Here is a 26,239-nt window from a genome sequence, read left to right as displayed (position 1 = left end):
TTACCCAACGTTACTTGGACTCATCCGGTCTTGGATGTCCATGGCCGTCTCCGTGAACACTGGTGCCCTCGAATACCGGATCATACAGGCTGCCTGCCGTAAACTCGGCCGGCGGTGCATCATAGATCAGATTCTGAACGAATTGTCCGCTGATCTTCTCGGTCATTCGTGGCAGCAGATGACTGGACAGCGAAGTTCCTTTGACCTTGAAGCCTACTTCAACACTTTCCTGTGGATGGTCGATCAGTCGGTACATGGCATCAATAATATCGTCCGGATCATCCAGCGGCTTCATATCAATCTCGTGACCACTGTAATTGGCAGCATGCTCGGTCCACGGCGTATTCATCACCCATGGATGGACAGCGCAGACATGAATATCTGTTCTGCCTTCCAGCTGCATTTCCTGATTGAGCGCATAGCTGAGACCGGATATGGCTGATTTGCTGCCGCTATAGGCGGCAAGATAAGGAAAGGCTACTTTGCTGGCAAAAGAAGAGACGTTAATCAGCGTTCCGTAGCCCTGCTGCTTGAATTGGCGCAGCGCATAATGGCTGCCATACATATTGCCAAGCAGATTAATGCGGGTCATCTGTGCCAGAGCAGCGAGCGGCGACTCGGTAAAAGGACCGATTGCAATCGCTCCGGCATTATTGACCCATACATCGATCCGCCCCAGCTGTGACATGGCTGCTTCGAATACGGCAGCAATGCCTTCTTCCCGGCTGACATCGGCGGTGACAGCGATCATTTTGGGAGCGTACTGACGCTCCATTTCCTTGAGCAAATGAGTGCGGCGGGCGGCGATAACGACGCTGGCGCCTTCGGCAGCAAGCCGTTCGGCAAGTCCGCGCCCTGTGCCGCTGGAAGCGCCGGTAATAACAACATTGAGCTGATCATGCGGTATATGTGGTGACATGATGTTCCCTCCAGAGTAGATCCGACATCTATGAATTTCCTTTTATTTCCTCATTCCAATGTAATACACATACCCGTTGAGACCTATATTTACTCGTTATTTGAGCAAATCACCATATATTTTGCCAAGCCGCCGAGCTGGCAAAAACAGAATTATCGTGCCTGCTGGCTGCCAATAGGGCTGCTGCTGCCGATATGGATGATCTTGACAGCTGAACCGATGCTGTGTAGAGTAAAAGGCAATCAAACAGACTTCTGTCACATCCGTTGCTGGCACCTAATGCAGCAGTGGAAACAGTAGTCTTATATTGTGAAAGACCACTAGGGGAGCCATATACTGGCTGAGACGAGATCGACTCGGACCCTTGGAACCTGATCTAGTTCGTACTAGCGTAGGAAAGTGGAGACCGAGCAGGGCTAACTATGCCATTATTCTGCCGCTCCATAGAGAGCGGCTTTTTTGCGTGGATATACAGCATCAGCGTCCGTGATCCGGCAGCAGTTCCTGTAAATAAGCTGCCGGTCAGCATCCATTTTCCCGGGGAGGTTCTTTCCGAACACTTCAGATAAGGGAGAGATAATTGTATGAGTTTTTCAGCAGAAATCAGACAGGCGGCCGATCCGGTATTTGAGGCGATTTACAACCATCCATTTGTACAGGGGATTGCCAGAGGCGATCTGCAGTCCGAGCAGCTGGTTCACTATGTAAAGCAGGATTTTGAGTACTTGAATGCCTTTATGCGAATCTATGGAACAGCAATCTCCAAATGCAGCCGCCGCGAGGATATGGATATGTTCAATCAGCAGATTTCTTTTGTACTGAACAGTGAAGTCCATCCGCACAATAACTTCTGCCATGTTGCCGGTGTACCGTATGAGCAGCTGCAGGGCTATCCGGTAGCCCCATCGGCACACAACTATATCCGTCATATGCTGACCGCTGCGCAGGAAGGTGATCTGGGCGATATTCTGGCAGTACTGCTGCCATGCCCATGGACGTACTGGGAGATTGGCAAGCGGCTGATGGAAGATGTGAAGCCGGATGTGTCCCATCCGTTCTATGACTGGATCGACTTCTATGGCAACCGGACCGATACGATTACGAGCCGGTTCTGTACGCGTCTCGATGAGATTGCCGCGGCATCTACGCCGGCGCACCGTGAGCGGATGAAGCAGCATTTTATTCTCAGCTGCCAGTTTGAATATATGTTCTGGGATATGGCGTATACGCTGGAAGACTGGCCGGTTCAGCTGGAGGTAACCTCCGTATGAACTGGAAAATGAAAGAGGTTGTGCTGACTGTAATTCTGGCAGTAGCCTGCGGCGTACTATATCTGGGCTGGTCCACACTGTGGATTCCGATCTCGGCACTGGTCGGGCCGGTAGGCGCCGGATTTATGTTCGGCATCTGGATTATTGCCAGCCCTATTGTCGCCTATATTATTCGCAAGCCGGGCGCGGCGCTGATCGCCGAAGTGGCAGCCGCAGCGGTCGAGATGCTGACCGGCAGCCATTTTGGATTGTCTGCGCTGCTGATCGGGGTATTTCAGGGATTGGGCGCAGAGATTGCATTTGCCCTCTTTGGCTACAAGCGGTATAACGTGTTCACATTGATGCTGTCCGGAGCACTCGCAGCCGTCGGCAGTATTGCCTACAACCTGATCGCCAATGGACTCGGTTATTATACGACCCAGATGTTCTTCCTGACGCTGGGGATTCATGTGATCAGCGGCATGGTGCTGGGCGGACTGCTGGCCAAGGTTATTGTCGAGGCATTGGCACGTACCGGTGTGCTGAATCCTTATGAAATTATGAAATCACGACGCAAACAGGGGAAATCGCATGCAGTGGCATCTCGGGTGTAACAATTTGTCGGTAGGCTTTGACCATCAGGGGGAGATCGTACAAGTGCTGGATCAGATCACCGTGTCGATTCAGCGCGGACAAAAGGTGCTGATCCTCGGGCCAAGCGGCAGTGGCAAATCGACGCTGCTATCTGTGCTTTCCGGTATTATCCCGGAGCATGTGGAGGCCGAGGTTACCGGGGAAATCGACCGGCAGGAAGCCTGCGGCGTTATGTTCCAAGACCCGGATTCCCAGTTCTGCATGCTGCATGTGGATGAAGAAATAGCTTTTAGTCTGGAGAATCGGCGGGTACCGCGTATGGAGATGGACGGTATCATCAGGGAGGTAATGGATAGGGTCGGTCTGCATATTGCACCTCATACGCCGATCGATACGTTGTCTGGCGGCATGAAGCAGCGGCTCGCCCTCGCCTGTCTGCTGGCCTTGGAGCCGGATGTATTGTTCTTCGACGAACCGACGGCCCAGCTGGACCCGGTCAGCCGTAGGGATGTATTTCAGCTGCTGCGTAAGATTGCGGCTACCAGCAATCAGACGATGGTATTTGTCGAGCATGTGCTGGACGGCTGCATTGAATGGATGGATCGGGTGATTCTGCTGGATCACCAGGGAAAAGTAATCGGAGATGGCGAGCCGGCACATATCGTCACTGCCTATCGCCAGCAGATGGAAGAGGCAGGCATCTGGCTGCCGCGGCTGTTTCCCTACAGCTGGACCGAGGTCGTGGCAGACCCTTCCCATCCGCTGGCTGTACGGCTGCACAGAGAGCATCAGGAGCGTATGGAACGGGATCGCCAGCCATCTATTTATCGATACGCCGGCACGAACAATACGGATGCAACCACAGCTTTACAGGAACAGTCCCAGACCTCGAATAAAGGGAATACTAAGATATCCGGCACCTATAGATCCGGCATTTCGGTATCATCGGTACTTCCGTCTGCGTGTGTACAGACCGATCACCTTGCCATCGGCTACCGTAAACGTCCAGTGATGCAGAATATTAACCTAACGCTTCATAGCGGCGAATGGATCGCTATCGCCGGACAAAATGGCAGCGGCAAAAGCACGCTGCTCAAAAGTCTGCTGCGTCTGGAACCCGCACTGTCCGGACGTATTTTGCTGCAGGCCAAGGAACTGCGCAAATGGTCGGAACGGGATCTGTACGCCGAAGCCGGGTTTGTTTTCCAGAATCCGGAACTGCAGTTTGTGACCGATACCGTCTACGACGAGATTGCATTTGGCGGCAGACAGCGTGGCTGGTCCGAAGCGGAAGTGGAAGCCAAGACGATACCGCTGCTGCGTGAGTTCGGACTGGAGCAGCAGCGTGAACAGCATCCATTTACACTCAGTCTGGGACAAAAGCGGCGCCTCAGTGTAGCCACAATGCTGCTGTTCGATCAGAAGCTGCTGCTGCTGGATGAGCCTACCTTTGGACAGGATGCCAGAACATCGGCAGAGCTGCTGCGCCGATTGCAGCAAAGACAGCAGCAGGGCACAACGATCATCATGGTCACCCACGATATGGAGCTGGTGGATCAATACGCGGATCGGGTGATTCTGCTGCAGGAGGAAGAGCTTGCTTACAACGGAAGCCCTTATCAGCTGTTCACTAACAGGGCGCTGCTGCAGGATAGCTCGATTATCGCTCCGCTGCCCTACCAGCTGATCCATCAGCGAAAGGAGCGGAATGTGATATGACGAGTAATGGTTCCTGGCTCGCCAGTGTGAATCCAGCCTGCAAATTGATCGCCCATCTATGTGTCATGTTTATGCTGATGGCTGTCTCCGATCCGGTCATTACGCTCTGCCTTTGGCTGCTCGCTGTCGTAACGGGGATTGTGCTGGGCGGCTGGCGAATCGGTTATCTGCTCAAGCGATTGCTGCCGTACACACTGTTTTTTGTGCTTATTTTCTGGATGCTGGCCGCATTTGGTAAAGGTGAACATGTCATCTGGCAGTGGGCCTGGTTTCGCGTTACCGAGGAGAGTCTGAATAATGGATTGACGATCGGACTGCGGATGCTGGGATTTGTCACGTATGGATTGCTGTTCACTTCGACGACCGATCTGACCGCATTGATGATGAGCTTGATCCATCAGCTGCATTTGTCTCCCAAATGGGCGTATGGCATGCTGGCCGGGTTTCGTTTTATCCCTTTGTTCCAGAGCGAACTGCAGCAGATGAAGTCCGCGCACAAGATCCGTGGCTACAAGCAAAAGAACAGCTGGAAAGCCTTTACGCGCTACGCGCTGCCGCTGTTCACCCAGGGAATTCGCAAGTCCGAGCGCATTGCTGTGGCGATGGAGGCGAGAGGATTCACAGGAACGCGGGATCGGACGTATTATTTGGCACCGGTGATGGAGGGGAAAGACTGGGTGTATGCCGCAGGGTTGCTGGTTGTTGCGGGCGGTATAATCTGGTTGCTGAAATTTATGTGATCATTCTTTACACGTAGTAAAGCCAACAGAGAAGAAAGCTATTCTTTCTCTGTTGGCTTTATTTATTTTACAGGTATAGTGATTTCCAACTTGGGAATATATTTCACTTGAATATTCCCGTCGGTATCGACTTTGAATTGATTGGAGTTCTTTTTGTACAGATACGTAAAAGGTTTTATGGTGACGGATCGAGGGATTGATTGAACAGGCTCAAATTTGGTATCGGTAGTCCAAGCAAGTTCATTAGTATTCCAGCCATGGGCATAAAGTAATTTGATTTTCTTGCCTCTATCGTCCCATAGTTCATAACCGTAATTCTTTTTCGGATTTGTGGGGGTGGCAGGGAGAATGAATTCGGTTGTTATGGTTGTAGTGATAGGTGTAATCTCCAACTTGTCTACTTTGAATTGAATAGATGCAGTGCTTTTTTGGATGGCAGGCGATAGCACTAGGTTCTGGCCTGTATTTAGATGTACCGGTATATCGAGCTTGAGAGGTTCCTGGATGTCTTTGATGTATAGACTAAGACTCGCATTAAATTGATCTGGGAAAGGAGCTCCTCCCTGATTTTTCAAATCTCCAAATTCCACAATCGTAGAGTTCGTGTTAGAGCCTGGAAAAAAGAATATGCCTGCGGTATGATTACCGACCGAATATGCCTGAAGACTTTTACCATTGATCATGATGTCTATATTTTGTATTTTCGTGCTCCAATCGGTGTAACCACCGTTGCCGCTACGTTCCAGAGCCACAGAGACACGAGTACCGTCGTAGGATACCGTGGTGGCTTTTACAGTTAATCCTTTCTGGGTATCGCTCGTGCTTACTTCTCTATATAAACCATCCTGATAAGCAATTTTTAATCCTAGGTCTCCTGCCACTTGAAATAGATGGCTTACGCCGGGAATTTGGTTCAAGGCCGAAGCTATCGCTGGAGAAGCGACACTTGATCCGAGCAGTAGCAAAAGCCCAGCTGCAGAGGAAGCAAGAACCGTTAAGGCTCTAAACCGCCGTGTTTTCTTTGCTTGTTTGGCTACAAAAGGTGTTATGGATTGTTCCTTCTCTAGATTTTGCATAATCCGTTCTGTCAGGTCTACTTCAATCGGAGTATGTAGGATGGAATGCTGCAACTGCTTCTCCGGATCAAAATGAATGCTCATACCTACTCACTCCCCGTTTTTTTTCTTTGATTAACTTTTTTCGAAGTCGTTCATGTTTCTTGCGGATCGTAGCCGGTCTTAGATTCATAATAAATGCGATTTCTTCATAGCTATATTCTTCCAGCGATCGCAGCAGTACGATCTGCTTTTCTTCCTCGGTTAGTTTATCCAGATAATCATGAACAAGATGGATAGATGCGAGTTGAGCTTGTTCCATCTGCAAATCCTTACAGGCAGTCCAAATCTTAAACTCCTTTTTTCGTCTCTTTATTGCATCCATACACAAATTTTGTGCGATCTTATATAACCAGGCGGAAAAAGAGTACGTAGGTACAAACGTATTAATGTGTTTGTACGCTTTTAAAAAAGTTTCTTGTGTAGTGTCTTCTGCTTCTTGCTGATCGCGAAGAGTGTAATAACAATACAAAAATAAGGGTTTTTGAAAACGTTCAATAATAACTGTGTAAGCTTGCTTATTCCCTTGTTGCACTTGATTTATAAATGGATGTATATCGCTTGTTGGCATTTCTTCCATGTGATCACCTCCTATGCTATATATAACTTACAAAAATAGAGACTTGTGACAGGGAGATTAATTATATTTTTATCCCAGAGAATAAAATGGGAAATTATAAATTCATCCTTATGTTGGTAAAGAGACAACGAATTTAAATCTATTTTTAGATTTTAATTTTATTCTCAAAAAAGGAATTTGATTTTTTGTCGTGAATAATCAATAGTAGGGTAGTTCCAATACATAACTCTAGTACATATGAGGTGAAAAGGATGCTGCTTTACTATTGAGTTGGACTCTTCTTGTGCGCAATACATGATAAGGAGAGATACTATTGAAATATGTAACAGATAGCAAAGAGATTCAGGCCCATATGCTAAAAGGGTTTTTCGCCGATTGGCCGAAACATCCAGACGAGGAGACGCATCTAGAGCTGCTGAAGAACAGCTACCAGATCGTACTAGCAATAGATGAGCAGATTCAGCAGGTAGTGGGCTTTATTACTGCGATCAGCGATGGAGTATTATCCGCTTATATCCCGCTGCTGGAGGTACTGCCTGAATACCAGAACCAGGGGATCGGTAGCGAGCTGATCCGCCGGATGCTGGCTGAGCTGGACGGTATTTACATGATCGATTTAATGTGTGATCGGGAGCTGCAGCCTTATTACAGCAAGCAGGGATTGCATCTGGCCACAGGCATGGTTCATCGCAACTATGCTGCACAGACCGGTACAGTGAAGCACCAATAATAATGAACTACGGACCAAAACACCAAAACACCAAAAAGCCAGCTCTCTTTTCTATATAAAGAGACTGGCTTTTTGAGTATGTATTCATGTAAACCTGAAAACGTACTCCTACATCAGATAGACAAGAAATAGCTATTATTCCATGTTCGTTCAATGTTCAGCAATCTACATTATTCGCTGTGCAGGGAACTAGCTCTTGTTGATCTTTTGCTGCACTTCCAATGCCCATTCGCAGATCATAGTCAAAAGCGAAGGCAGGTCCTTTGCTATCCATTCCAGTGGTGAATCTTCGTAACCATCATGATACAGTCGGTATACTGCGCCACCACGCTGCAGTGCCAGCAGATCGCCATCACCAAAACTACCGATCGGCATCAGTTCTATTTCCGGTGGAATCGCCTGTTGATCGCGATATTCCGCGATTAAGTCCATACTACGAGGATAAGCCCATTCCAGTTCGTTTAGTCCATAGATTTCCGGCTCTATAAAGCGCAGCGAGCCGAACTGTTCCAGCAGCTGGCGATACTCTTCAGGAAAAGTCATTTTGTGGCGCTGCTGAAAGGCTACCAATTTTTCTTGGGAATCAGGTATGATTCCAGAATCACTGCAGGCCGTATAGGCTTTGTTCAATAGATATTTCAGTTCATTGGTATACATAAATAATTATTCCTCTCCTTCCATCGCAGCCTGCCGGATTTCTGCAAACGTCCGTCCTGTCGGTGGAATCGCCGAGGATAGATCGCAATCGGTAAAATCAACGTATTTACCCAGCTGCGCCTCGGAGAAATCGACGTTTCTCATTGGATTCGGTCTGGCATTTGGGTACAGATCGCTCTCGTACCGTCCGCGAAATCTCACATCATCCAGCTTCCCCGTAAACCGGCAGTTCTCGAAAAAGCTGGCATTCAGATCGGCGCCATTCCAGCGGCACTGCTCAAACAGGCAGCCGACGAACTCGGGATTATAAAAAGAAGCCTGCCCGAATTTGCATTGCTCAAATATACAGTTCCGGTAGGCACCGCCATGAGCACCAATCGTGGAAGCTTCAAACTTTACTTTTCTAAAGGTACAATCAATAAAATCGCATCCGTAAAAGCGGGCATCGTCCAGGACGGTACGATCGAGCAGACAATTCTCGAAGATAACATTTGTGAAAATGGGATGGTTGAGATCGGTCCGGGTGAAGTTAATCTGCTGGAGCGAACAATCTTTGACTTCCGACTTCATGGGCCATTGAAGATTGGATTGATCCTGATTCAGAGCGGTGTCCTCCTTTGGATACAGTCTTATTTTGTTACAGATTAAACGTATCCGGAGATGGTTTCAAGACGAGAACATATCAAAAAAACCTTCTGCCCACCGAGCGATCGTTCGCTGCTGGACAGAAGGTCGGTTATTATTCCAATATTGAGACGATAGTCAGAGCAATAGCCTATCCATGATCGAAATGGACGAAGAGCGGCTATGGCTATCTTTTCGTATAGAGTCGTAAGTGGTTCACCCATAGATCGCTAGCATATATAGTTGCATCTACTGTCTATGCTTTGCTGCGCAGCTGACGCAGCAGCAGTGGATAGAAAATAATCCCGCTCGCGATCATCAGCACGCCAAACCAGAACGTTTTCCAGTCGGCGGTACCCGCATAGATTACCCAGGCCGAATAGATGGTTGCCAGTACAGCGATCAGACCGTCCCAGTGGCGGCGTTCGCCCGGACGGTAGCCATCTCCGGTAATGACCAGACGCAGCTGATACAATGCCGAGATCAGATAAGGCACCAGATACGCCAGCGTCGCAATCGCGATAATAAAGTCAAAAGCCTGCGAAATCGATCCGGAGATCGTGGAGAAGATCAGCAGCTGTCCAAGCGCATTGGAGATCCAGAGGGACAGCTTGGGCATTCCCTTGCTATTCACACTGCGGAAAGGACGCAGAAACACGCCCTGCTTGGCGGCTTCATACGGTACTTCGGCGCTGAGCAGCACCCAGCCGATTGTTGATCCGATCAGACTCACGAGTCCGAGTGCAGCGAGCAGATAGCCGCCGATCGGGCCGAGTACCGCTGTCATTGCATCTACCAGTGGATTCTGCGAGTGGATCAGCTGCTCACCCGGCAGCAGTCCCATGGTCAGAATACTGATCCCCACATACAGCACGAGCGCCATTAGCAGACCGACGATAGTTGCGCGCTTCACATCCTGCTTGCGGCGGGCACGGGCGGCGAATACCATTGCGGACTCGACCCCGATAAATGCCCATAGCGTAACGACCGCTGCGCTGTTTACCTGTGACAGCAGTCCCACCGTCTGCCCATCTTCATTTACATGCGGCGCAGCGAATGGGCCGATATTCGCTTCCTGAAAAGTAAACAGGGCGATAATAATAAACAGCATAAAGCCAATTACCTTGGTCGCCGTAGCGATCAGGTTCATTTTACCGGCGCCTTCGATTCCGCGCAGTGCCAGGGCATGAGTCGCCCACAGCAGCAGCGAGCAGACGATAAAGTTCAGCGCATTGCCTGTCTTGATATCCAGCGTACCGATACTGAACCAAACCGCACTGCTTTTCATCGCCGGAATAAAGGTGGATAGATAACTGGAGAACGTCGTGATGACCGCGACGAATCCGGCTACATTACCGACCCAGTAGCCCCATGACGACATAAATCCGGACAGTACGGATAAAACAGGACTGTTGGGGAACAGCTCTTTGGCATAGATTTGCGGTCCGCCGTTCAGTTCAGGCTTGCGCAGTGCCAGATTACCGAATACGAGTGCCAGCATCAGCACGCCGAATCCGGTTATTGCCCAGGCCAGCACGGAACCTGCCGGACTGGATACTTCCGCCAATGAACGCGGAAGCATGAATATTCCGGAGCCAACCATATTGCCCACGACGAGGGCGGTCAGAATCCAGAAGCCTACTTTATTGTTACTCACATTGAAGACTCCTTCCATTTACGAGAACGTATCGAGAGCTTGCCGGATGACCGTTAATCAGACATACAGCCGGCTGCATCATTAGGATGTGATGATTCAGCGTCAGTTCATGGATCTGCTCCATAGATAGAGGCGGATTTTAGCGATAGCTGACGTTTATAGTCATATAAATATCATGACAGTATCCTACTATACACTTTTCTCTGGTAAAGCGAAAGAGTGAATTTTGGCAACGGGAACTGTAGATTTATCAAATTTGCTGTAATAACTGTGTATTTTCTATTGTTTTCACGTGTGAATTTTGGGACAATAGGAGGCATGAGCAGTATGGGTCTGGCTGACAGTTGGCTGGGCCTGTACTGCATTTTATAGTGTACAGGATGTGTGAATAAGGCTTCAGCTTCAATAGAAGACGAGCTGGGGATAAAATCACACTGGCATATAACGTAGTCGCATATACAATTTGACCGGATCAGGTATATACCATCGGTTCTCCATAGGCACAGAATGACAGAACAGGGTATAGGAAAAGAGGGTAACCAATGAATAAACCATCCATATATGGATTTACTTTAGAACAGCTGGGTACATGGCTGGAAGAACACGGACACAAGCGCTCGCGTGCACTGCAGGTATGGAACTATCTGTATCGCCAGCGGGTAACGACATTTGAAGAAATGACGGATGTACGTCCGGAATGCCGCGCGCTGCTGGAAGAGCATTTTGCGATTCAGACACTGGAGGAATTCGTCAAGCAGGAGTCAGCGGACGGCACTGTGAAGTTCCTGCTGCGTCTGCAGGATGGCAACCTGATCGAGACTGTACTCATGAAGCAGAAGTACGGCCAGTCCGTCTGCGTAACGACCCAGGTCGGCTGCAATATTGGCTGCAGCTTCTGTGCCAGCGGACTGATCAAGAAAAGCCGTGATCTGACCGCCGGCGAGATCGTCGAGCAGATCATGAAAGTACAGTTCCATCTGGATGCTGCCGGACAGGATCAGTTGGTGACACATATCGTCGTGATGGGCATCGGCGAGCCGTTCGATAACTTTGAGAACATGGTCGACTTTATCAATATTGTCAAAGACCAAAAAGGCCTCGTGATCGCACCGAAGCGTATTACCGTCTCCACCAGCGGTCTGCCGGACAAAATCCGCGAATTCGCTGACAGCGATCTGCTGGTGAATCTGGCACTGTCGCTGCATGCGCCGAACAATGAACTGCGTACACGCATCATGAAAATCAACCGCGCCTATCCGCTGGAGCAGCTGATGGATGCTGTCGATTACTATCTGGAGAAGAGCAACCGCCGGATCATGATGGAGTATATTCTGCTGCAGGGTGTGAATGACCAGAAGGAACAGGCTCAGGAACTGGCTGAACTGCTGGCTGACAAGAAGCAGGTGACCAGTGTCAATCTGATCCCTTACAATCCGGTTGATGAGCATAGCCAGTACCAGCGCAGCAAGCAGGAGGATATCCTGGCCTTTTACGATATTCTCAAAAAGAACGGCATCAACTGCACCATCCGTATGGAGCATGGTACCGATATCGACGCTGCCTGCGGACAGCTGCGCAGCAAGCAGATTCGCAAAGATTCCCAGTCCCGCAAAACCGAGTCTACCCGGGGCGAAGTAGTTACCGGTTAACAATAAATTATCAAACAAAGTATATTTTGTTAGACAAGCAGGCTGCCGAAGATTATCCGGCAGCTTTTTTGCGTTGTTATCAGATGAAAAGCAAAAAGACTGGGGACTGCATCAAAGACTGTCCATGGACTTTCATAATAGTTTTACAAATTTCTGACTTTTGAAAAAAACAGTAAAAAAGTTCTATGCGAACCTCGATTTTTATGTCAAAATAAGTCGAATATATAAAAATGAATAATTACTGACAGATAATGTAGTGCTAAATAACTAGGTTATTCACCGATAAGGAGGAATATATGCAGAAGCATTCACGGCACTTCAAACGGCGAATCTGGTACATCCTGCTCGCGGTTGTCATAGTGATTGCTGCCGTCTGGGTTGCTGTCTGCAGCCTGATGAAAACAAAAGATTCTTCAACAGCGGTATTTATGCAGTCGTATATGACAAATAGCAATGGGACGGTCGCTTCTTATCTAAAAGATAAGCCTTCCACCGATCCCAATATCGTAGCGGGAAGGGAAGCATTATCCGAATCACTCGGATTGTCCATGCAGTATGCGCTGCTCAGCGATGATCCCAAAGCGATGGAGCAGCAAGTACAATTGCTGCAGACCTACTTTTTATCGCCACAGCATTATATCTGGTGGAAGCTGGATGCGAGCGGTCATGCACAGGTGAATACCAATGCGCTGGGAGACGACCTGAGAATTGTGGGAGCGCTGCTGGACGCGTATGAACGCTGGGGACAGACATCTGATTTGGCGATAGCCCGCGAGATTACCGATACCCTGTGGGCACAGAATCAGAAGCAGGGTTATCTGGTTGATTATCATGATTTTGTACATGATACCTCATCCGATCTACTCAGCCTGACGTATGTGGATATCCATACTTTTCAGCGCATGAAGCAGTATGGGCTGATGACCGATGAGCAGTATCGCCGGTACGGTGACCTGCTGCAGCATATGCCGAATGACGGTACCTTTTATCCCCGGACATACGATGTGAATAGCAAGCAGTACAATTATGACGATACGATCAATCTGATCGATCAGCTGATCCTTGGTATTCATCTTGCTGAGTACGGACAGTCACCGGATCAGCTGGTTGCCTTTATGAAAAAGGAGTTCAGTCAGCAGCATCGGCTGTATGGGCGCTATGATCGCTCTACCCACCAGCCTGCTGTGGATTATGAAGCGCCTGCAGTCTATGGACTGGCTATACAGCTCGCTCTGCGAATGAATGACCGTGACTGGGCACAGCAGCTGTACGAGCGGATGATCCAGTTCCGGGCAGCGGATGGCCCTTACCAGGGCGGCTATGTAGCAGATGGCGATACACACGCATTTGATAATTTGATCGCACTGCTGGCAGAGACGCAGCTCCAGCAGACTCAATAAGAACAGAAAAAGGACGGACACACATGAACAACCGAATCCCTATCCGGCGTACGATGATTGGCTATACGCTGCTGATTGCTTTGACTGTCATTCAGCAGCTGCTTGTATTCTGGGATGTATATGCCCAGCAGCATTATGGATTGTTGGAACTGGGTATCACGATTGGCTCTCTGGCAGCCCTACTGCTGGGTTTTTGGCTGCCGCGCGGTATTGCTGTTGTAATGATTTTTGTATTTCTGGTGAGCTATTTTGTCTGGCTGGTGACATTTGCACCGGTCAAAGGACTTACCTTTCTGGAATTATTCCTGATTCCAGGCAGCACTCTGGCGGCACTGATGATCAAGTATAGTCTGATCGATACCCGAAGACTGGTCGAACGGCTGGAAGAACTGGCAGAGATTACTCCGCAGGTGGATATTGATACGACGCTGGGCAACAAAGCAGCGCTGACTGAAGCACTGGTCAAGCACTCCAACCTGGCGAGACGCTATCACGAAAACTACAGCTTTTGCATAGCTATGTTCAAAATCGAATTTCTGCCGCTTGTACAGGAGTCTGTAGGCTCCGCAGGGTATGCGCGTCTGCTCCTGACTCTGTCGGATACGATCCAGAAGCAGATTCGTTTTGAAGACTACAAGTTTGCTATCGACAATGGCCGATTCATTATTCTCTGTCCGATGACCAACAAGGATTATTTGCAGCCGCTCACCCGGCGTATCCGGGATGCGATGATGGATACTGATTTTCCGGATAAGCGGGGACAGGCGCTGCAGCTCGTTGTACGCGCCGGAGCGCTTGTGTTCCAGCCGGAGCAGTTTGAAAAGTATGAAGATATTGACGACGTCATCGCTGCACTGGAACGTAATACCGAGACGGATCTGATCGGGGAATATATTTAGAGAATCATCATTCAGATCATTTGGACAAAGCCGGAAGTGAATTTTAAATTTTCCTTTTCAGAAGGGACATGTGAATGATGGAATATACGCATTGGTTTATACCTTTATGTGTAGGAGTCAGTATTTTTTTTGTAATAGCGATTGGGTTTTTGACCTTTGCTACGCTGTCGTTTCGAAATCAGGTATATCGTAAATATGACCGTGGACGGTGGCAAAAAAAGTGAATGATTTCATATTGCTATTTTCGATTTTTAGTATCTGGGTGGCTGTTGCCGAAGCCATTGTAATTATGGTGGGTGCAATCCGTTTTTTATCGAGGCAAAATAAACAGACGATTCATATCCCCGAAAATATGGATCATTATCCGACCGTTACCGTGATGGTTCCGGCTCACAATGAAGAGTTGGTGATCGTAGCGACTGCGGAACGAATATTACAATTGAATTATCCCGAAGACAAGTTGCAAATTATTATAGTGGCTGATAATTGCAGCGATTCTACTGCTGCAAGATTGTACGAATTAAAAGAAAAGAAAGAATACGCGGGACGCGATTTTCAGATTATTGAACGGAAAGGAAGCGGCGGGAAGTCTGGTGCTCTAAATGAAGCATTAAAGGATACTGTCGGAGAATGGGTCTGTATATTCGATGCTGACGCTGCTCCCGAGAGAAATTCCCTGATGTTTCTTGTGCAAAAAGCATTGGAAAATCCCAAGGAATACGGGGCTGTATTTGGCAGAAATAAAGCGCGCAATCGTGGGCAGAATTTTCTATCCAGATGCATCAATCTGGAATTGATTACTGCGCAAAGAGTATATCATACAGGATTATGGGAACTTTTTAAGCTGGGAACGATTCCGGGAACGAATTTTATTGTAAGAACCAGCTTGATGAAAGATATTGGTGGCTGGGATGTAGAGGCGATTACTGAAGATACGGCTGTTTCGTTTGAGATTCTTACCCGAGGCTGGTTGATTGCGCTGGCTCCTCAAGCCGAAGCCTACCAGCAGGAGCCTGAAGACCTTGATATCTACATCAAGCAGCGCCAACGATGGGCGAAAGGGAATTACCGGGTCATTATTGATAATATCCATCATTTATTCAGACCAACCAGCTGGAGAATTAAATTGTTTATCCTGTATTATGCAGCCAGCTATTTCTGGTTCATGTTGGCTATTATCGTATCCGATATTATTTTCGTTATTAATCTGGTGTATTTGATCCTCTCCCTGTTCGATCCAAGTGTCATCTCGCCGTTCCAGTTTGCCGGGGATGTATATATTTATCTGGTCATTTCCTGGGCACTGATGTATTACATTTATGTACTCCAGATCAATCTGGCGTTAGCGTCGGATATCGGACAGAGTAATACGCGCAACTTTGTACTGGCCTGTCTGTCATATTTCACTTATGCACAGCTGTTCCTGCTGATTTCGGTCAAAGCATTCTACTCGCTGCTGGTCGATATTTTTACCGGCCGCAAAACGAGCTGGTACAAAACAAAGCGTTTCGGTTAAACGCAAATTCGCTCTCCGCACTCTATATATGCTGGTAGGCCATAACCGGATATGCTATAAAAAGCCAAAAGGCGCTTTCTCCCAAAAGTAGAGGAGAAAGCGCCTTTTGTATAGACAGGATCAGACCCATACAGCGGTTTGACCGGTCGTTTATCGCTCGCATCAATTAGAAGTTCGTCAATACAAAAGATTAACGAATGCCTTTCATATAGCTCTGAATCTTCGGTGCAAAAAGATACAGAATAACACTCAGCAGAATCGACACGCCGCCGATCACGCCAAAGTAGATCATCTCTGTCTCTTCTCTGTAGAAGTTGGTCAGTAGCGCATTGATTGCCTGAGCTGCCGCATTGGACAGGAACCACAGACTCATCGTCTGCGCCGAGAATGCTGCCGGAGCGAGCTTGGTTGTTGCGGACAATCCAACTGGCGACAAGCACAGCTCCCCGATCACGACGAGGAAGTAGCTGAGTACCAGCCACAACGGACTGACCAGTGCATTATCGCCGCCAAAGTATGCTGGCAGCAGAATCACCAGGAACGACAGACCTGCGAACAGGATACCGATCGAGAACTTGCGCGGGATGATCGGTTGGCGATCTCCCATTTTGGTCCAGAGCCACGCGAATACCGGTGCCAGAATAATAATGAACAGCGGATTCAGGGATTGGAACCAGGCTGGCGAAACGTTAATGCCGAGGAAGTGCAGCTGTGTGCGCTGATCGGCAAACCGGGCCAAAATAGTCGATCCTTGTTCCTGGATCGACCAGAACATGACAGAAGCGATAAACAACGGGATATAGGCAAGTAGACGGGAGCGCTCCACATCTGTTGTTTTATTGCTGCGATACATAACCGTAAAGTAGCAGATGGGGATAAGTATACCCAGACAGGCAACCACGAGTACAAAGGACTTCAGTGTCAGCCAGCCCATGAAGATCGCAATAACGCCTACAATAGCAATAACGATTACACCGATCACGATGCGTGTGATTGCTCTTTTCTTCTCTCCGCCAGTCAGTGGATTGGCTACATTCATTCCAGCCAGACCCAGACTGCCTTTGCGTGTAAATACGAATACCAGCAGACCGAGGAACATACCTACAGCTGCCAGACCGAAGCCCAGATGGAAGTTAATCTCGGTACCAATCGTACCGACCGTCAGCGGTGCTACAAAGCCACCGAGGTTAACCCCCATGTAGTAGATGCTGAATCCACTATCGCGGCGTGCATCCTTTTCACTGTACAGCTCACCGACGAGAGTGGAAGCATTTGGCTTGAGTAGTCCCGTACCGAGAACGATCAGCGCCATCGAGGTGAACAATAGTCCCGCTCCGCCCGGAATCGCCAGTACAATATGACCGAGCATAATGAATATACCGCCATAAAATACAGCGCGTGACGTGCCAAATACCCGGTCGGCGAGCCAGCCGCCAATAATACCGGACATGTAGACAAGCGATCCATAAATGGACATAATAGCTGTCGCCGTATTCTGATCCATACCCAGACCACCGCGAGTAACTTCGTAGTACATGTAGTAGATCAGAATTGCTCTCATTCCGTAATAAGAGAAACGTTCCCAGAATTCAGTGAAGAATAGTGTGAACAGTCCGCGGGGATGACCGAAAAATCCGCGCTGGGGCACACTTTCTACAATCTTTTCCTTGGTGATATCGGACACAGATGAACCTCCTTGATGTCTTAATATAAATATAGGCAGTTGACTGAGTGTCGCCAGCTGCCAGGGCTTCCACAATACGAAATCATGTCTGTCGAAATTACTTACACACTGTGATATACACCCGAACCATTAGAATACAATACCTGTACGGGTTCATCAATAACAAAAGTTAACAGGAAGCTACAGAATTACGTTAACAACTGCGGAATAGAAGGTGAAATAAATAGAGAAGAAAGATCTCTGCCGACGATTTGCAACAATCCAAGGAAAATCGCAGCAGATGAGGTATAATAGAAATTAAGGAGTTGAGAGTAGATGGCAAACGAGAACGAAGAAGTAATCCTGACCCCTGAGGGTCTGGCGAAGCTGGAAGAAGAACTCAGAGAACTGAAAGGTCCTCGCCGCCAGGAACTGGCTGCCCGCTTGAAAACAGCGATCAGCTATGGTGACTTAAAAGAAAATAGTGAATACCATTCTGCCAAGGAAGATCAGGCATTTATGGAGACTCGTATTCTGACACTGGAGCGCATGCTGCGCAATTCCCGTGTAATCAGCGCGGAGAATCTGGATGTATCCAAAGTCAGTCTGGGTTCGATTGCAGTACTGAAGGATATCGAATTTGACGAAGTGCTGGAGTATCAGCTGGTAGGACCGGCTGAAGCGGATCTGGCCAATAACAAACTGTCCTATGAGAGCCCGCTCGGCAAAGCGCTGATGGGTCACCAGGCAGGAGACAAAATTACGTTCGAAGCTCCAATGGGAACTTTCCATTACGAACTGCTGGAGATCAAGAGCGCCGGTTAAGGGCATAACAGGTATCCGGCGATTGGCTTCATTGGCAGATCGGATGATAAATACAGAAAAATGCATGTTTAACAAACAGCCCGCTTTTACATTTAATTGTAGAAGGCGGGCTGTTTGTTGTATGCATGAACCCTGCTCAAGCGTTATTCAACTAAAAAGCAGGTTCAAGTCAAAGGTTTACTCTTGAATTTTCACTTTTCATTTGTTCCGGGGCGGGCAATCTTATATACTATTGTATGACCTGCCGATACTTCAAAATTAAGAATTTTCCATATTAACCAAAGATAGATACGGCATAGGAATAAGATACTCAGATAGGAGATCGCTACTGTGTGGATGGGAATTGCAATTTTGGTATTGTACCATCTGATTATGTTCTATATTGGATGGAATGGATGGGTATGGCTGGCGGAGTTGTCTCCGAATCATGCATATCCACGTTATATCTGGATCGTTGTATTGTTGATTCTGGCATATGCGTTGTTTCTTGGATTCTGGAAAAATGAAATGGTTATTTTCAAACAGATTGGCGCCGTCTGGATTGCACTGCTGTATTTCTCGATATTATGGATGCCCGTTATGAATATTGTCGTTGCACTCACCCGCTTGTCCTCGTTGTCCCATCATTCAGTCATTATATGGGCGGGGTGGATTACGGTTGTCGCCTTTATCGGCGTCTTCTCACTCGGGATGTATAATGCCTACAGTCCGGTTGTCCGTAACTATGATATTACGATCAACAAGCCTGTCGAAGGCAAAAAGGAAATGAATATTGTCATGGCGTCGGATATGCATTTTGGTGTGTTATCCAACGAAGCCCATGCACGTCGACTGGTAGAGCGGGTCAATGCGCTGCAGCCGGATCTGATCCTGATGCCGGGCGATGTGATCGACGATAATCTGCCGTACTATGTGAAGACCGATATCCCCGAAATTCTCAAAGGGCTAAAAGCGCCGGTCTATTCATCCCTCGGCAACCATGACCGGTTCGAAAAAGGCATTAATCTGATCGATTCCCTGAATCAGAGCAATCTGCATGTGCTGTATGACGAGTCTATCGTACTGGATAACGGCATTACGCTGGTCGGGCGCCAGGATTATAGCGATCGTCCGCGTGCCGAGCTGAGCAAGCTGCTGAAGTCTGTCGACCACTCCCATCCGATTATCGTCATGGATCACCAGCCGTATGAGCTGGATAAAGAGCAGCAGCTGGGTGTCGATCTGATGGTATCCGGACACACCCACCGCGGACAGATGGCACCATTTAACCTGATTACCAAGCGTTTGTTCGAGAATGACTGGGGTTATTTGCAAAAAGGACAATTGCACTCGATTGTCTCTTCCGGATTTGGCTTCTGGGGCAGTCCGATGCGAATCGGTACACGATCCGAGATTGTACAGATTCATGTGAAGTTTCAGTAGGAATAAAGGATAGCTATCCCCGAATGTACAGACTTCGCTAAGACCGGTGCAGACCGTTGTTAATGATAGTCAACCAGCGTGTTTTTTGCGGCAAGCGCTGCAAGAATGATCTGTTTGAAAACAAAAAAGTCCGTTCTGTTCAACATCATTATCGTGTTGAGCAGAACGGACTTTTACTTTTAATTATACGAGGATAGCTGGATTGGCCCAACCAGCATCCCCATCAATCGCTGTAGATTGGCATTAGGAATCAGCGGATAGCTGCCCGTACCTGTTTGATATAAAAGAAACGGACGATCAGGAAGTAGACCAGCTGGATGAGGAAAAAGATCCCCAGTACCGTCAGCGATTCTTTGAATAATGAAGTCTGGAACATATTAGCGAGTGTCGTCAGGGCAATGGCCCCATGCAGCATAGCGACAACAATCGGAGCAAAGAACAACAGGATGATCTGCCGGTTCAGCACCCGATTCAACTCGGGGATCGTCAGACCAAGTTTGGCGATAGAGCGGAATTTCTGCTTGTCCTCGTCCAGATCGCTGTATAACCGGAAATACAAAAAGCTGCCGGCCGAGACAAAGAACACAATTCCGATAAATAAACCGATAAACAGAATCGCTCCATACGAGCCTAGCTCCTGATTCAGGTCATAGCCGGGAACCATAATCCGGTGAGTTGTTGTGGAAGGGTCCAGTTCGTTGTATATTTCCGAGCCTGCCAGCAGAACTTCCTGCTGCTCCTGATCGCCTGCCCAGACATACAGGGATCTGTAATCAGCCGGTTTGCCGAGCTGGGCATAGATATGATCCGGGACGACGAACGAGATCCCTTCCACACCCAGCACGCCGGACTGAATCAACCGATCTGGCTTGACGGCGATACCACTGGAGGTTGTAGCGGGCAGATTCAGATGATCCAGATCCAGTTGAAAAGGAGTGACTGCAACAGTCTCATCAGTATTCAGCTGGATCGACGGTCGATCGGACAGCTCTGCCAGCTGATTGAACATGGAGAGACTAACAATTGTCTGGGTGGAGGAATCCTCCTTCATATTATATTCTGTCAGCATCTGATTCATCCGGGTTGTTCGGATATTATGCTTTTGCAGGGTATGATCGATAGAATCGGTATACTTCTGCACATTGACTTCCTTGCTTTTCGCCAGGTAGCTGACTACATAGGGATTGCTGAGCGCTACATTACGCGTTACTACGCTCTGCAGTCCATACAGAGAGCCGATAGCGCAAAAGGAGACTGTAGAGACAATACAGACAAGGAAAAAGGTACGCGCATTGTCTTTCATCCGGTAGGATAGATCGGAGAGCAACAGCATATTGGTTCGGCTCCAGAAAAAGGACTCTTTGCTTTTGAGTCTCCGAATAATATAGACACTGAGCTGGGTGAACAATAGATAGCTGCCTACCGATACCACAATGCTGACCGGAATAAGAAGAATAAACGCATCTGATCCTCTGGCCAGCAGGGCCAGCGTATAACCGGTCCCGATCAGTATTAGCACGAGCAGCGACAGCAGCATGGAAGCTTTCGGCTCATTGCGTGCTTTCTGGCTGCCTTTGATCAGATCAATTAATTTGCCGCTTCGCAGTACGGAGGAGATAAACAGGGAAATAAGCAGAAATAGAATAAAGAAGGATATACATGTCACGATAATGGCTCGTACAGGAAAGTAAAAATTCAATCCGCCTTCAATCACCAGAATATGCTCACCAGCCAGCAGGATGGCTTTGGCAAATACGAGTCCCAGCCCAATACCGCCAAGCGTAGCCGCAAAGCCGATAATGATATTTTCCAGAAATACCATCTGTCGCAGTTGTCCTGGAGACATTCCCTGCATCATCAGCAGGCCAAATTCCCTTTTGCGTGTCTTCAAAAAGGAACTCATTGAGTACAGTACAAAGAAAAAGGAAAAAACATAGATCATCCATTTGGCAGTAGACATTCCGCCTTGAACATTATGATTGACCTGTCCATCAGCGAGCAGTGGATGGTAGGCGAAGATCGCAAAGGTGAAAAATACCATTACCGTAAACATGCTGCTCAGAAAGTAAGCGGCATACAGACGTTTGTTCCGGACGACATTATGATAAGCGAATTGACGAAATGTCATTCGAATGCCCTCCCAGCAGTGATAAGGTATCGATGATTTTCTGGAAAAAGGCCTGGCGATTATCCCCGCGGTGAATCTCACTGTACAGACGTCCATCCCGGATAAAAATAACTCTGCTGCAGTAGCTGGCGGCTACCGGATCATGGGTAACGAGCATCATGGTAGTCTGCTGTTCACGGTTGATAGTCTCCAGCATTTCCATAACATCCCGGGCTGATTTGGAATCCAGGTTTCCGGTCGGCTCATCAGCCAGTAGCATTTTGGGGGAATGGATCATTGCCCGGGCGATTGCAGTACGTTGCGCCTGTCCGCCTGAGATTTCATAGGTGCGCTTGTTCAAAATGGAGGTAATGCCCAGCTTTTCTGCAATAGCGGCTGCTTTTTGCTTCATTTCGCTGACTTTGCTGCCGTCGAGTGTCAGTGGGAGGACAATATTTTCCTGTACGGTCAGAGTATGCAGCAGATTGAAGTCCTGGAAAATAAAGCCGAGTTCCCGCCGCCGGAAGCGAGCCAGTTCGTTTTTTTTCATCTGGTTAATATTTTGTCCGTTGATCAGAATCTGTCCGCTGGTCGGCTCATCGATAGTGGCAATCAGATTGAGGAGCGTCGTTTTGCCGCTACCGGATGGTCCCATAATACCGACAAACTCCCCGTCTTCAATTGTAAACTGAATATCGGTCAGTGCTTTATAGGCGATTTTGCCGCTGTAGGTTTTGCTGATCTGGTTAACATTAAGCATGTGTAGTCCTCCTTGGTCCATCGATTTCTTGGTTGTTCTCATGTGCCCAGTATAGTACGAGGGCAGGGAGCCAGCTATCGATTTTCCTTTCATCCGGCTTACATGTATGTAAGGTAAGGCAGCGCAGCAGGGAAGTGGAACTGGGAGGAACAGCAGCGGTGAAATGAATACGAAAATTACTCTGAAGGGGAGAGCTGCTGCCAGGAATGGAAAACAATACGGACCGTAGTTCCCTGTCCTGGAGCTGATTCCAATTCCAATGCATGACCCAGCTGGTTGGCTGCTTCCCTGGTCAGATAGAGCCCCATTCCGGTCGACTCCCGAAAATGCCGTCCATTCTCGCCCGTGAAAAACGGATCAAATACCCGCTTGAGATCTGCTGCCGGAATACCGACACCATGATCGCGCACTTCCAGTACAGCCTGCCGATCTCGGATAAAAGAATGGATGTGAATTTTCTGGCCGCTGCCCGCAGAATATTTCACGCTATTCATGACCAGCTGGGACAGCATGAAAAACAGCCATTTCTCATCCGAATCCACCATCAGCATCCCTTTAATAGTCTGCACCTCGGGATACACATTGTTGCGAATAAAGGAACGCTTATGTTCGTGAATCACTTCATGCACGATCTGCGACAGAGCGAGTGATCGGGGATGGAAGTCCTGCTGAAAGGTACGAAGCCGGGCCATATACAGAATGGTATTCAGGCCGGAGCGCATCCTCTCGGTTTCTTCGCGAATACTGGCATACTCCGGTTCATCTACCTGCTGTACGGTCAACTCAATTACGGACAGAGGCGTCTTCATCTGATGCACCCATTGATCCATAAAGGTCAGATGCTGCTTTTGCTCACGCTGCGCTGCAGCCAGCTGTTCCTGATAGAATCGGTACTGCTGGCGGAGCAGTTCTTCCAGTGCTTCCCCGACCGGTGTCTGATCTAGCTGCTGGATCGATTCCTCCATGCCGGAAAGCGGCTGACCAAGGATGCCAAAATAGCGACGGCGACTGAGATAATGATAGGTCAAATAGCATCCCAACAGAAACACCCCAGAAAGACCGAATAAAGCGCCGGTGCGAGGCGATGATAGCCGTCCATCCAGTAAATGCCCAATACCGCAAAAAACTGGATCACATGCAGCGTGATCAGCAGTGCATGTTCCCGCAGAAAAAGTTTCATTGCTTCTCCTCTCCAGTCCAGAAGACGTTCAGTCGATACCCGCTACCGCGTACTGTCTCAACGGCATCCTCCAACCCCAGCTCCTGAAATTTCTTGCGTACACGGGTAATATTTACGTTCAGCGTATTCTCGTCCACAAAATTCTGATCATCCCAGAGCTTTTCCAGCAGTGCCTCCCGGCTTGCCACGCGAGGGTGGCGCTCCATCAGACTGCCAATAATATCGCATTCCTTGCGGGTAAGCGGGATAACAGCATCTGTGTAGGCCAGCTCCATACGTTCCGGGTACAGGCGCAGACCGGCAACTTCTACAATATGTTCCTCGGTTCGGCTAGCATATTCGCCATAAGCACGGCGCAATTGACTGCGGATTTTGGCCATGATGATGCCATAGTCGAACGGCTTGGTAATATAGTCATCGGCACCATTTTCCAGAGCCATAATCTGATCCATCTCACCGGAACGCGCGGAGATGAACAGTACGGGACAGATAGAATGATTACGGATCTGCCGGCACCAGTAATATCCGTCAAAGCTGGGTAGATTCACATCGAGTAGCACCAGATCGGGTTGGGCCTGCCGGAATTCTTCCAGTACATTACTGAAATTAACAGTGAGGATCACCTCATATGCATACCTGGTTATATGATTTTGCAGCAGACCGGCAATTTTGGGATCATCTTCGACAATCATAATTTTCTGCATAGCTGTAGACTCCTTACAAATGAAATCATCCCACACGTATCCGCAGATTCGGTGGGATGCCTTATTAGTATACTATTTGAGCTGCGGAATACCATTTTATGGATAATTTTGGTGAATAACGTTGCTGCAGATTTGGCTTAGGAAATGCGGCCGGCAGCCGGCAGAATATCGGTAAGTATATGCGAATACTGTTTGGCCAGCAGTGCGATCTGATCCAGCTCGGGCCATTTATGATGCAGGCCGATATAGACGATGGCACCGGTAAACAGGGCAGCCATTATGGTTTTGAACAGCCATTTTCCCATCATTGATTCCTCCTTGGATTGGTATAGTGTTTATCCTAACATAGTATACCTTCGTATAATGTCGCATTGTCTTAATCTTTTCTTACGTTATCCTTACACTTTTGTAATCTCAAAATAAGGGTAAGAATAGAGTGGACTCATGGTATCATGTTCATAACCGGAGAAGAGGAGAGAAATAGATGTACATACTGGGTATGGCCGGATTATGTCTGGTCATGTTTGTGATTAGCTATACACAGGATCGCAGGCGACTGCAGAACGGTGTCTTTTTGACGATCGGGATTATTCTGCTGCTGTTTGGTCTGGTCCTTTATGCAATGAATCATCTGGCAGGACATGTACCGTATATCGCTGTGCTGCTGATTCTGATCCTGCTGCTGCTGGCTCCGGTCGTTGTGCTGGGTATTGGTGTAGCCCTTATTTACAATGGCCGGATTCTGCTGCGCAAAGAAGGATGGAAACTGCCCAATCTGCTGTCGATGCTAACCGGATTCGGGATTCTGGTGCTGCCCCCGCTCGTATTGATCGCACCCTATAATAGTGTGCTGGCACCGTTTGTTATTGTAGTGCAGCTTTGTGTGGCGTATTTTGGATTGCTGTTTATCTGCTATCTGGTATCGTCCCTGCTGTATAATTTCCATCGGCCGCGTTATCGGCCGGACTTTATTATCGTGCTGGGAAGCGGACTGATTCGCAACAAGGTGCCGCCGCTGCTGGCTAGCCGGCTGGATCAGGGGATTGATGTGTACCTGCGGCACCAGGATGGAGAACCGCCACGGATCGTCGTATCCGGCGGACAGGGTAGTGATGAACAGACTGCCGAGGGAGAAGCGATGGGACAGTATTTGCTGGAAAAGGGTATTCCGGCCGACCATATCATTATTGAGAATGAATCAGCCAATACGCTGCAAAACATGCGCTTGTCCCGGCAAAAGATGGATGAGCTGATGGGCGGCAAGCCGTACTCCTGCATCTTTGTGACCAATAATTTTCATCTGTTCCGCGCAGGTATCTATGCCAGACAGGCAGGCATACAGGGTGACGGCGTAGGGTCCTATACAGCGCTATACTATTTGCCTAATGCTTTTATTCGCGAATATATCGCGATTATCGTGATGCATCGTCGTATCCATATCCGAATTATTGCAGCTGGGCTGATTCTGGCCATGATGGCGGTATTGGTGCTAATGATCGTCTGATTTGCCTGACATTGTGAGAAGAGTT

The 26,239-nt window shown here is 48.3% G+C and carries 23 protein-coding genes, 1 pseudogene and 1 riboswitch; of the genes and pseudogenes, 12 read left to right on the top strand and 12 right to left on the bottom strand.

Annotated features, from left to right (window positions below):
- Positions 1–10: 10 nt before the first annotated feature.
- The gene (locus AR543_RS01810; protein WP_060531305.1) at positions 11–919 is read right to left on the bottom strand and encodes an SDR family NAD(P)-dependent oxidoreductase; all 909 of its coding nucleotides are present in this window, start codon (positions 917–919) and stop codon (positions 11–13) included.
- Positions 920–1,231: 312 nt separating this feature from the next.
- A riboswitch (TPP riboswitch) is annotated at positions 1,232–1,334 on the top strand.
- 169 nt (positions 1,335–1,503) lie between these two features.
- Between AR543_RS01810 and tenA the strand changes: the two genes are divergently transcribed.
- From tenA to AR543_RS01785, 4 genes are read left to right on the top strand one after another with little or no spacing between them, the layout of a single operon-like run.
- Positions 1,504–2,190 carry a thiaminase II gene (tenA, locus tag AR543_RS01805; RefSeq protein ID WP_060531303.1) on the top strand — a complete coding sequence of 229 codons (687 nt, stop codon included), beginning with the start codon at positions 1,504–1,506 and terminating at the stop codon, positions 2,188–2,190.
- Positions 2,187–2,783 (top strand): ECF transporter S component, encoded by a 597-nt coding sequence (locus AR543_RS01800; protein ID WP_060531301.1) that lies wholly within the window; start codon positions 2,187–2,189, stop codon positions 2,781–2,783. The genes tenA and AR543_RS01800 overlap by 4 nt, the downstream gene beginning before the upstream one ends.
- On the top strand, positions 2,761–4,482 hold the full coding sequence (locus AR543_RS24630) for an ABC transporter ATP-binding protein (protein WP_060531299.1): 1,722 nt from the start codon (positions 2,761–2,763) through the stop codon (positions 4,480–4,482). Before AR543_RS01800 ends, AR543_RS24630 begins: the two co-directional genes overlap by 23 nt.
- Positions 4,479–5,222 (top strand): energy-coupling factor transporter transmembrane component T family protein, encoded by a 744-nt coding sequence (locus tag AR543_RS01785; RefSeq protein WP_060531297.1) that lies wholly within the window; start codon positions 4,479–4,481, stop codon positions 5,220–5,222. The genes AR543_RS24630 and AR543_RS01785 overlap by 4 nt, the downstream gene beginning before the upstream one ends.
- A 62-nt stretch (positions 5,223–5,284) precedes the next feature.
- Here AR543_RS01785 and AR543_RS01780 read toward each other — a convergent pair whose 3' ends face one another.
- Both AR543_RS01780 and AR543_RS01775 read right to left on the bottom strand, forming a co-directional pair.
- The gene (locus AR543_RS01780) at positions 5,285–6,382 is read right to left on the bottom strand and encodes a DUF4179 domain-containing protein (RefSeq protein WP_060531295.1); all 1,098 of its coding nucleotides are present in this window, start codon (positions 6,380–6,382) and stop codon (positions 5,285–5,287) included.
- Entirely contained in the window at positions 6,366–6,917 is a 552-nt protein-coding gene (locus AR543_RS01775; protein WP_060531293.1) for an RNA polymerase sigma factor, read from the bottom strand. The genes AR543_RS01780 and AR543_RS01775 overlap by 17 nt, the downstream gene beginning before the upstream one ends.
- Positions 6,918–7,230: 313 nt before the next feature.
- On the opposite strand from AR543_RS01775, the gene AR543_RS01770 reads away from it, so the two are divergent.
- The gene (locus tag AR543_RS01770; protein ID WP_418304208.1) at positions 7,231–7,647 is read left to right on the top strand and encodes a GNAT family N-acetyltransferase; all 417 of its coding nucleotides are present in this window, start codon (positions 7,231–7,233) and stop codon (positions 7,645–7,647) included.
- Between the two features lie 189 nt (positions 7,648–7,836).
- Here the strand turns inward: AR543_RS01770 and AR543_RS01765 are convergent, their stop codons facing one another.
- The 3 genes from AR543_RS01765 to AR543_RS01755 form a co-directional block, all read right to left on the bottom strand.
- A complete protein-coding gene (locus AR543_RS01765; protein WP_060531291.1) occupies positions 7,837–8,304 on the bottom strand; it encodes an SMI1/KNR4 family protein in 468 nt (155 codons plus the stop codon).
- A gap of 6 nt (positions 8,305–8,310) precedes the next feature.
- Positions 8,311–8,874 carry a pentapeptide repeat-containing protein gene (locus AR543_RS01760; RefSeq protein ID WP_060531289.1) on the bottom strand — a complete coding sequence of 188 codons (564 nt, stop codon included), beginning with the start codon at positions 8,872–8,874 and terminating at the stop codon, positions 8,311–8,313.
- A 310-nt stretch (positions 8,875–9,184) separates the two neighbouring features.
- Positions 9,185–10,585, bottom strand: a complete 1,401-nt coding sequence (locus AR543_RS01755; RefSeq protein WP_227871814.1) for an amino acid permease — start codon at positions 10,583–10,585, stop codon at positions 9,185–9,187.
- Positions 10,586–11,127: 542 nt separating this feature from the next.
- Between AR543_RS01755 and rlmN the strand changes: the two genes are divergently transcribed.
- From rlmN to AR543_RS01735, 4 genes are all read left to right on the top strand, one after another.
- Entirely contained in the window at positions 11,128–12,234 is a 1,107-nt protein-coding gene (gene rlmN, locus AR543_RS01750; RefSeq protein ID WP_060531286.1) for a dual-specificity RNA methyltransferase RlmN, read from the top strand.
- A gap of 296 nt (positions 12,235–12,530) precedes the next feature.
- Positions 12,531–13,634, top strand: a complete 1,104-nt coding sequence (locus tag AR543_RS01745; RefSeq protein ID WP_060531284.1) for a hypothetical protein — start codon at positions 12,531–12,533, stop codon at positions 13,632–13,634.
- Between the two features lie 23 nt (positions 13,635–13,657).
- Positions 13,658–14,533 carry a GGDEF domain-containing protein gene (locus tag AR543_RS01740; RefSeq protein WP_060531282.1) on the top strand — a complete coding sequence of 292 codons (876 nt, stop codon included), beginning with the start codon at positions 13,658–13,660 and terminating at the stop codon, positions 14,531–14,533.
- A 220-nt stretch (positions 14,534–14,753) separates the two neighbouring features.
- Positions 14,754–16,049 carry a glycosyltransferase family 2 protein gene (locus AR543_RS01735; protein WP_060531280.1) on the top strand — a complete coding sequence of 432 codons (1,296 nt, stop codon included), beginning with the start codon at positions 14,754–14,756 and terminating at the stop codon, positions 16,047–16,049.
- Positions 16,050–16,239: 190 nt separating this feature from the next.
- On the opposite strand, the gene AR543_RS01730 is transcribed toward AR543_RS01735, so the two are convergent.
- Positions 16,240–17,733 carry a peptide MFS transporter gene (locus tag AR543_RS01730; protein WP_060531278.1) on the bottom strand — a complete coding sequence of 498 codons (1,494 nt, stop codon included), beginning with the start codon at positions 17,731–17,733 and terminating at the stop codon, positions 16,240–16,242.
- Between the two features lie 315 nt (positions 17,734–18,048).
- Here AR543_RS01730 and greA point away from each other — a divergent pair, with 315 nt between their 5' ends.
- Both greA and AR543_RS01720 read left to right on the top strand, forming a co-directional pair.
- Positions 18,049–18,537 (top strand): transcription elongation factor GreA, encoded by a 489-nt coding sequence (greA, locus tag AR543_RS01725; protein WP_060531275.1) that lies wholly within the window; start codon positions 18,049–18,051, stop codon positions 18,535–18,537.
- Positions 18,538–18,873: 336 nt separating this feature from the next.
- Entirely contained in the window at positions 18,874–19,959 is a 1,086-nt protein-coding gene (locus AR543_RS01720; protein WP_060536600.1) for a metallophosphoesterase, read from the top strand.
- Positions 19,960–20,209: 250 nt separating this feature from the next.
- Here the strand turns inward: AR543_RS01720 and AR543_RS01715 are convergent, their stop codons facing one another.
- From AR543_RS01715 to AR543_RS24180, 5 genes and pseudogenes are all read right to left on the bottom strand, one after another.
- Entirely contained in the window at positions 20,210–22,087 is a 1,878-nt protein-coding gene (locus AR543_RS01715) for an ABC transporter permease (protein WP_060531273.1), read from the bottom strand.
- Positions 22,059–22,826, bottom strand: coding sequence for an ABC transporter ATP-binding protein (locus AR543_RS01710; RefSeq protein ID WP_060531271.1), 768 nt, complete (start codon positions 22,824–22,826; stop codon positions 22,059–22,061). Before AR543_RS01710 ends, AR543_RS01715 begins: the two co-directional genes overlap by 29 nt.
- Before the next feature lie 176 nt (positions 22,827–23,002).
- Positions 23,003–24,006: pseudogene (locus tag AR543_RS01705) on the bottom strand (sensor histidine kinase).
- Positions 24,003–24,710, bottom strand: coding sequence for a response regulator transcription factor (locus AR543_RS01700; RefSeq protein WP_060531269.1), 708 nt, complete (start codon positions 24,708–24,710; stop codon positions 24,003–24,005). Before AR543_RS01700 ends, AR543_RS01705 begins: the two are co-directional and overlap by 4 nt.
- A 137-nt stretch (positions 24,711–24,847) precedes the next feature.
- Positions 24,848–25,018: a hypothetical protein gene (locus tag AR543_RS24180; RefSeq protein ID WP_158523917.1), complete on the bottom strand. Its 171-nt coding sequence runs from the start codon at positions 25,016–25,018 to the stop codon at positions 24,848–24,850.
- Between the two features lie 176 nt (positions 25,019–25,194).
- On the opposite strand from AR543_RS24180, the gene AR543_RS01695 reads away from it, so the two are divergent.
- Positions 25,195–26,214 (top strand): YdcF family protein, encoded by a 1,020-nt coding sequence (locus AR543_RS01695; RefSeq protein ID WP_060531267.1) that lies wholly within the window; start codon positions 25,195–25,197, stop codon positions 26,212–26,214.
- Positions 26,215–26,239 lie beyond the last annotated feature (25 nt).

This window comes from Paenibacillus bovis (assembly GCF_001421015.2).
Classification (GTDB): domain Bacteria; phylum Bacillota; class Bacilli; order Paenibacillales; family Paenibacillaceae; genus Saccharibacillus; species Saccharibacillus bovis.
Note: the sequence above shows the minus strand (reverse complement) of the source record. Positions and strands in the feature narration are given on the sequence as shown.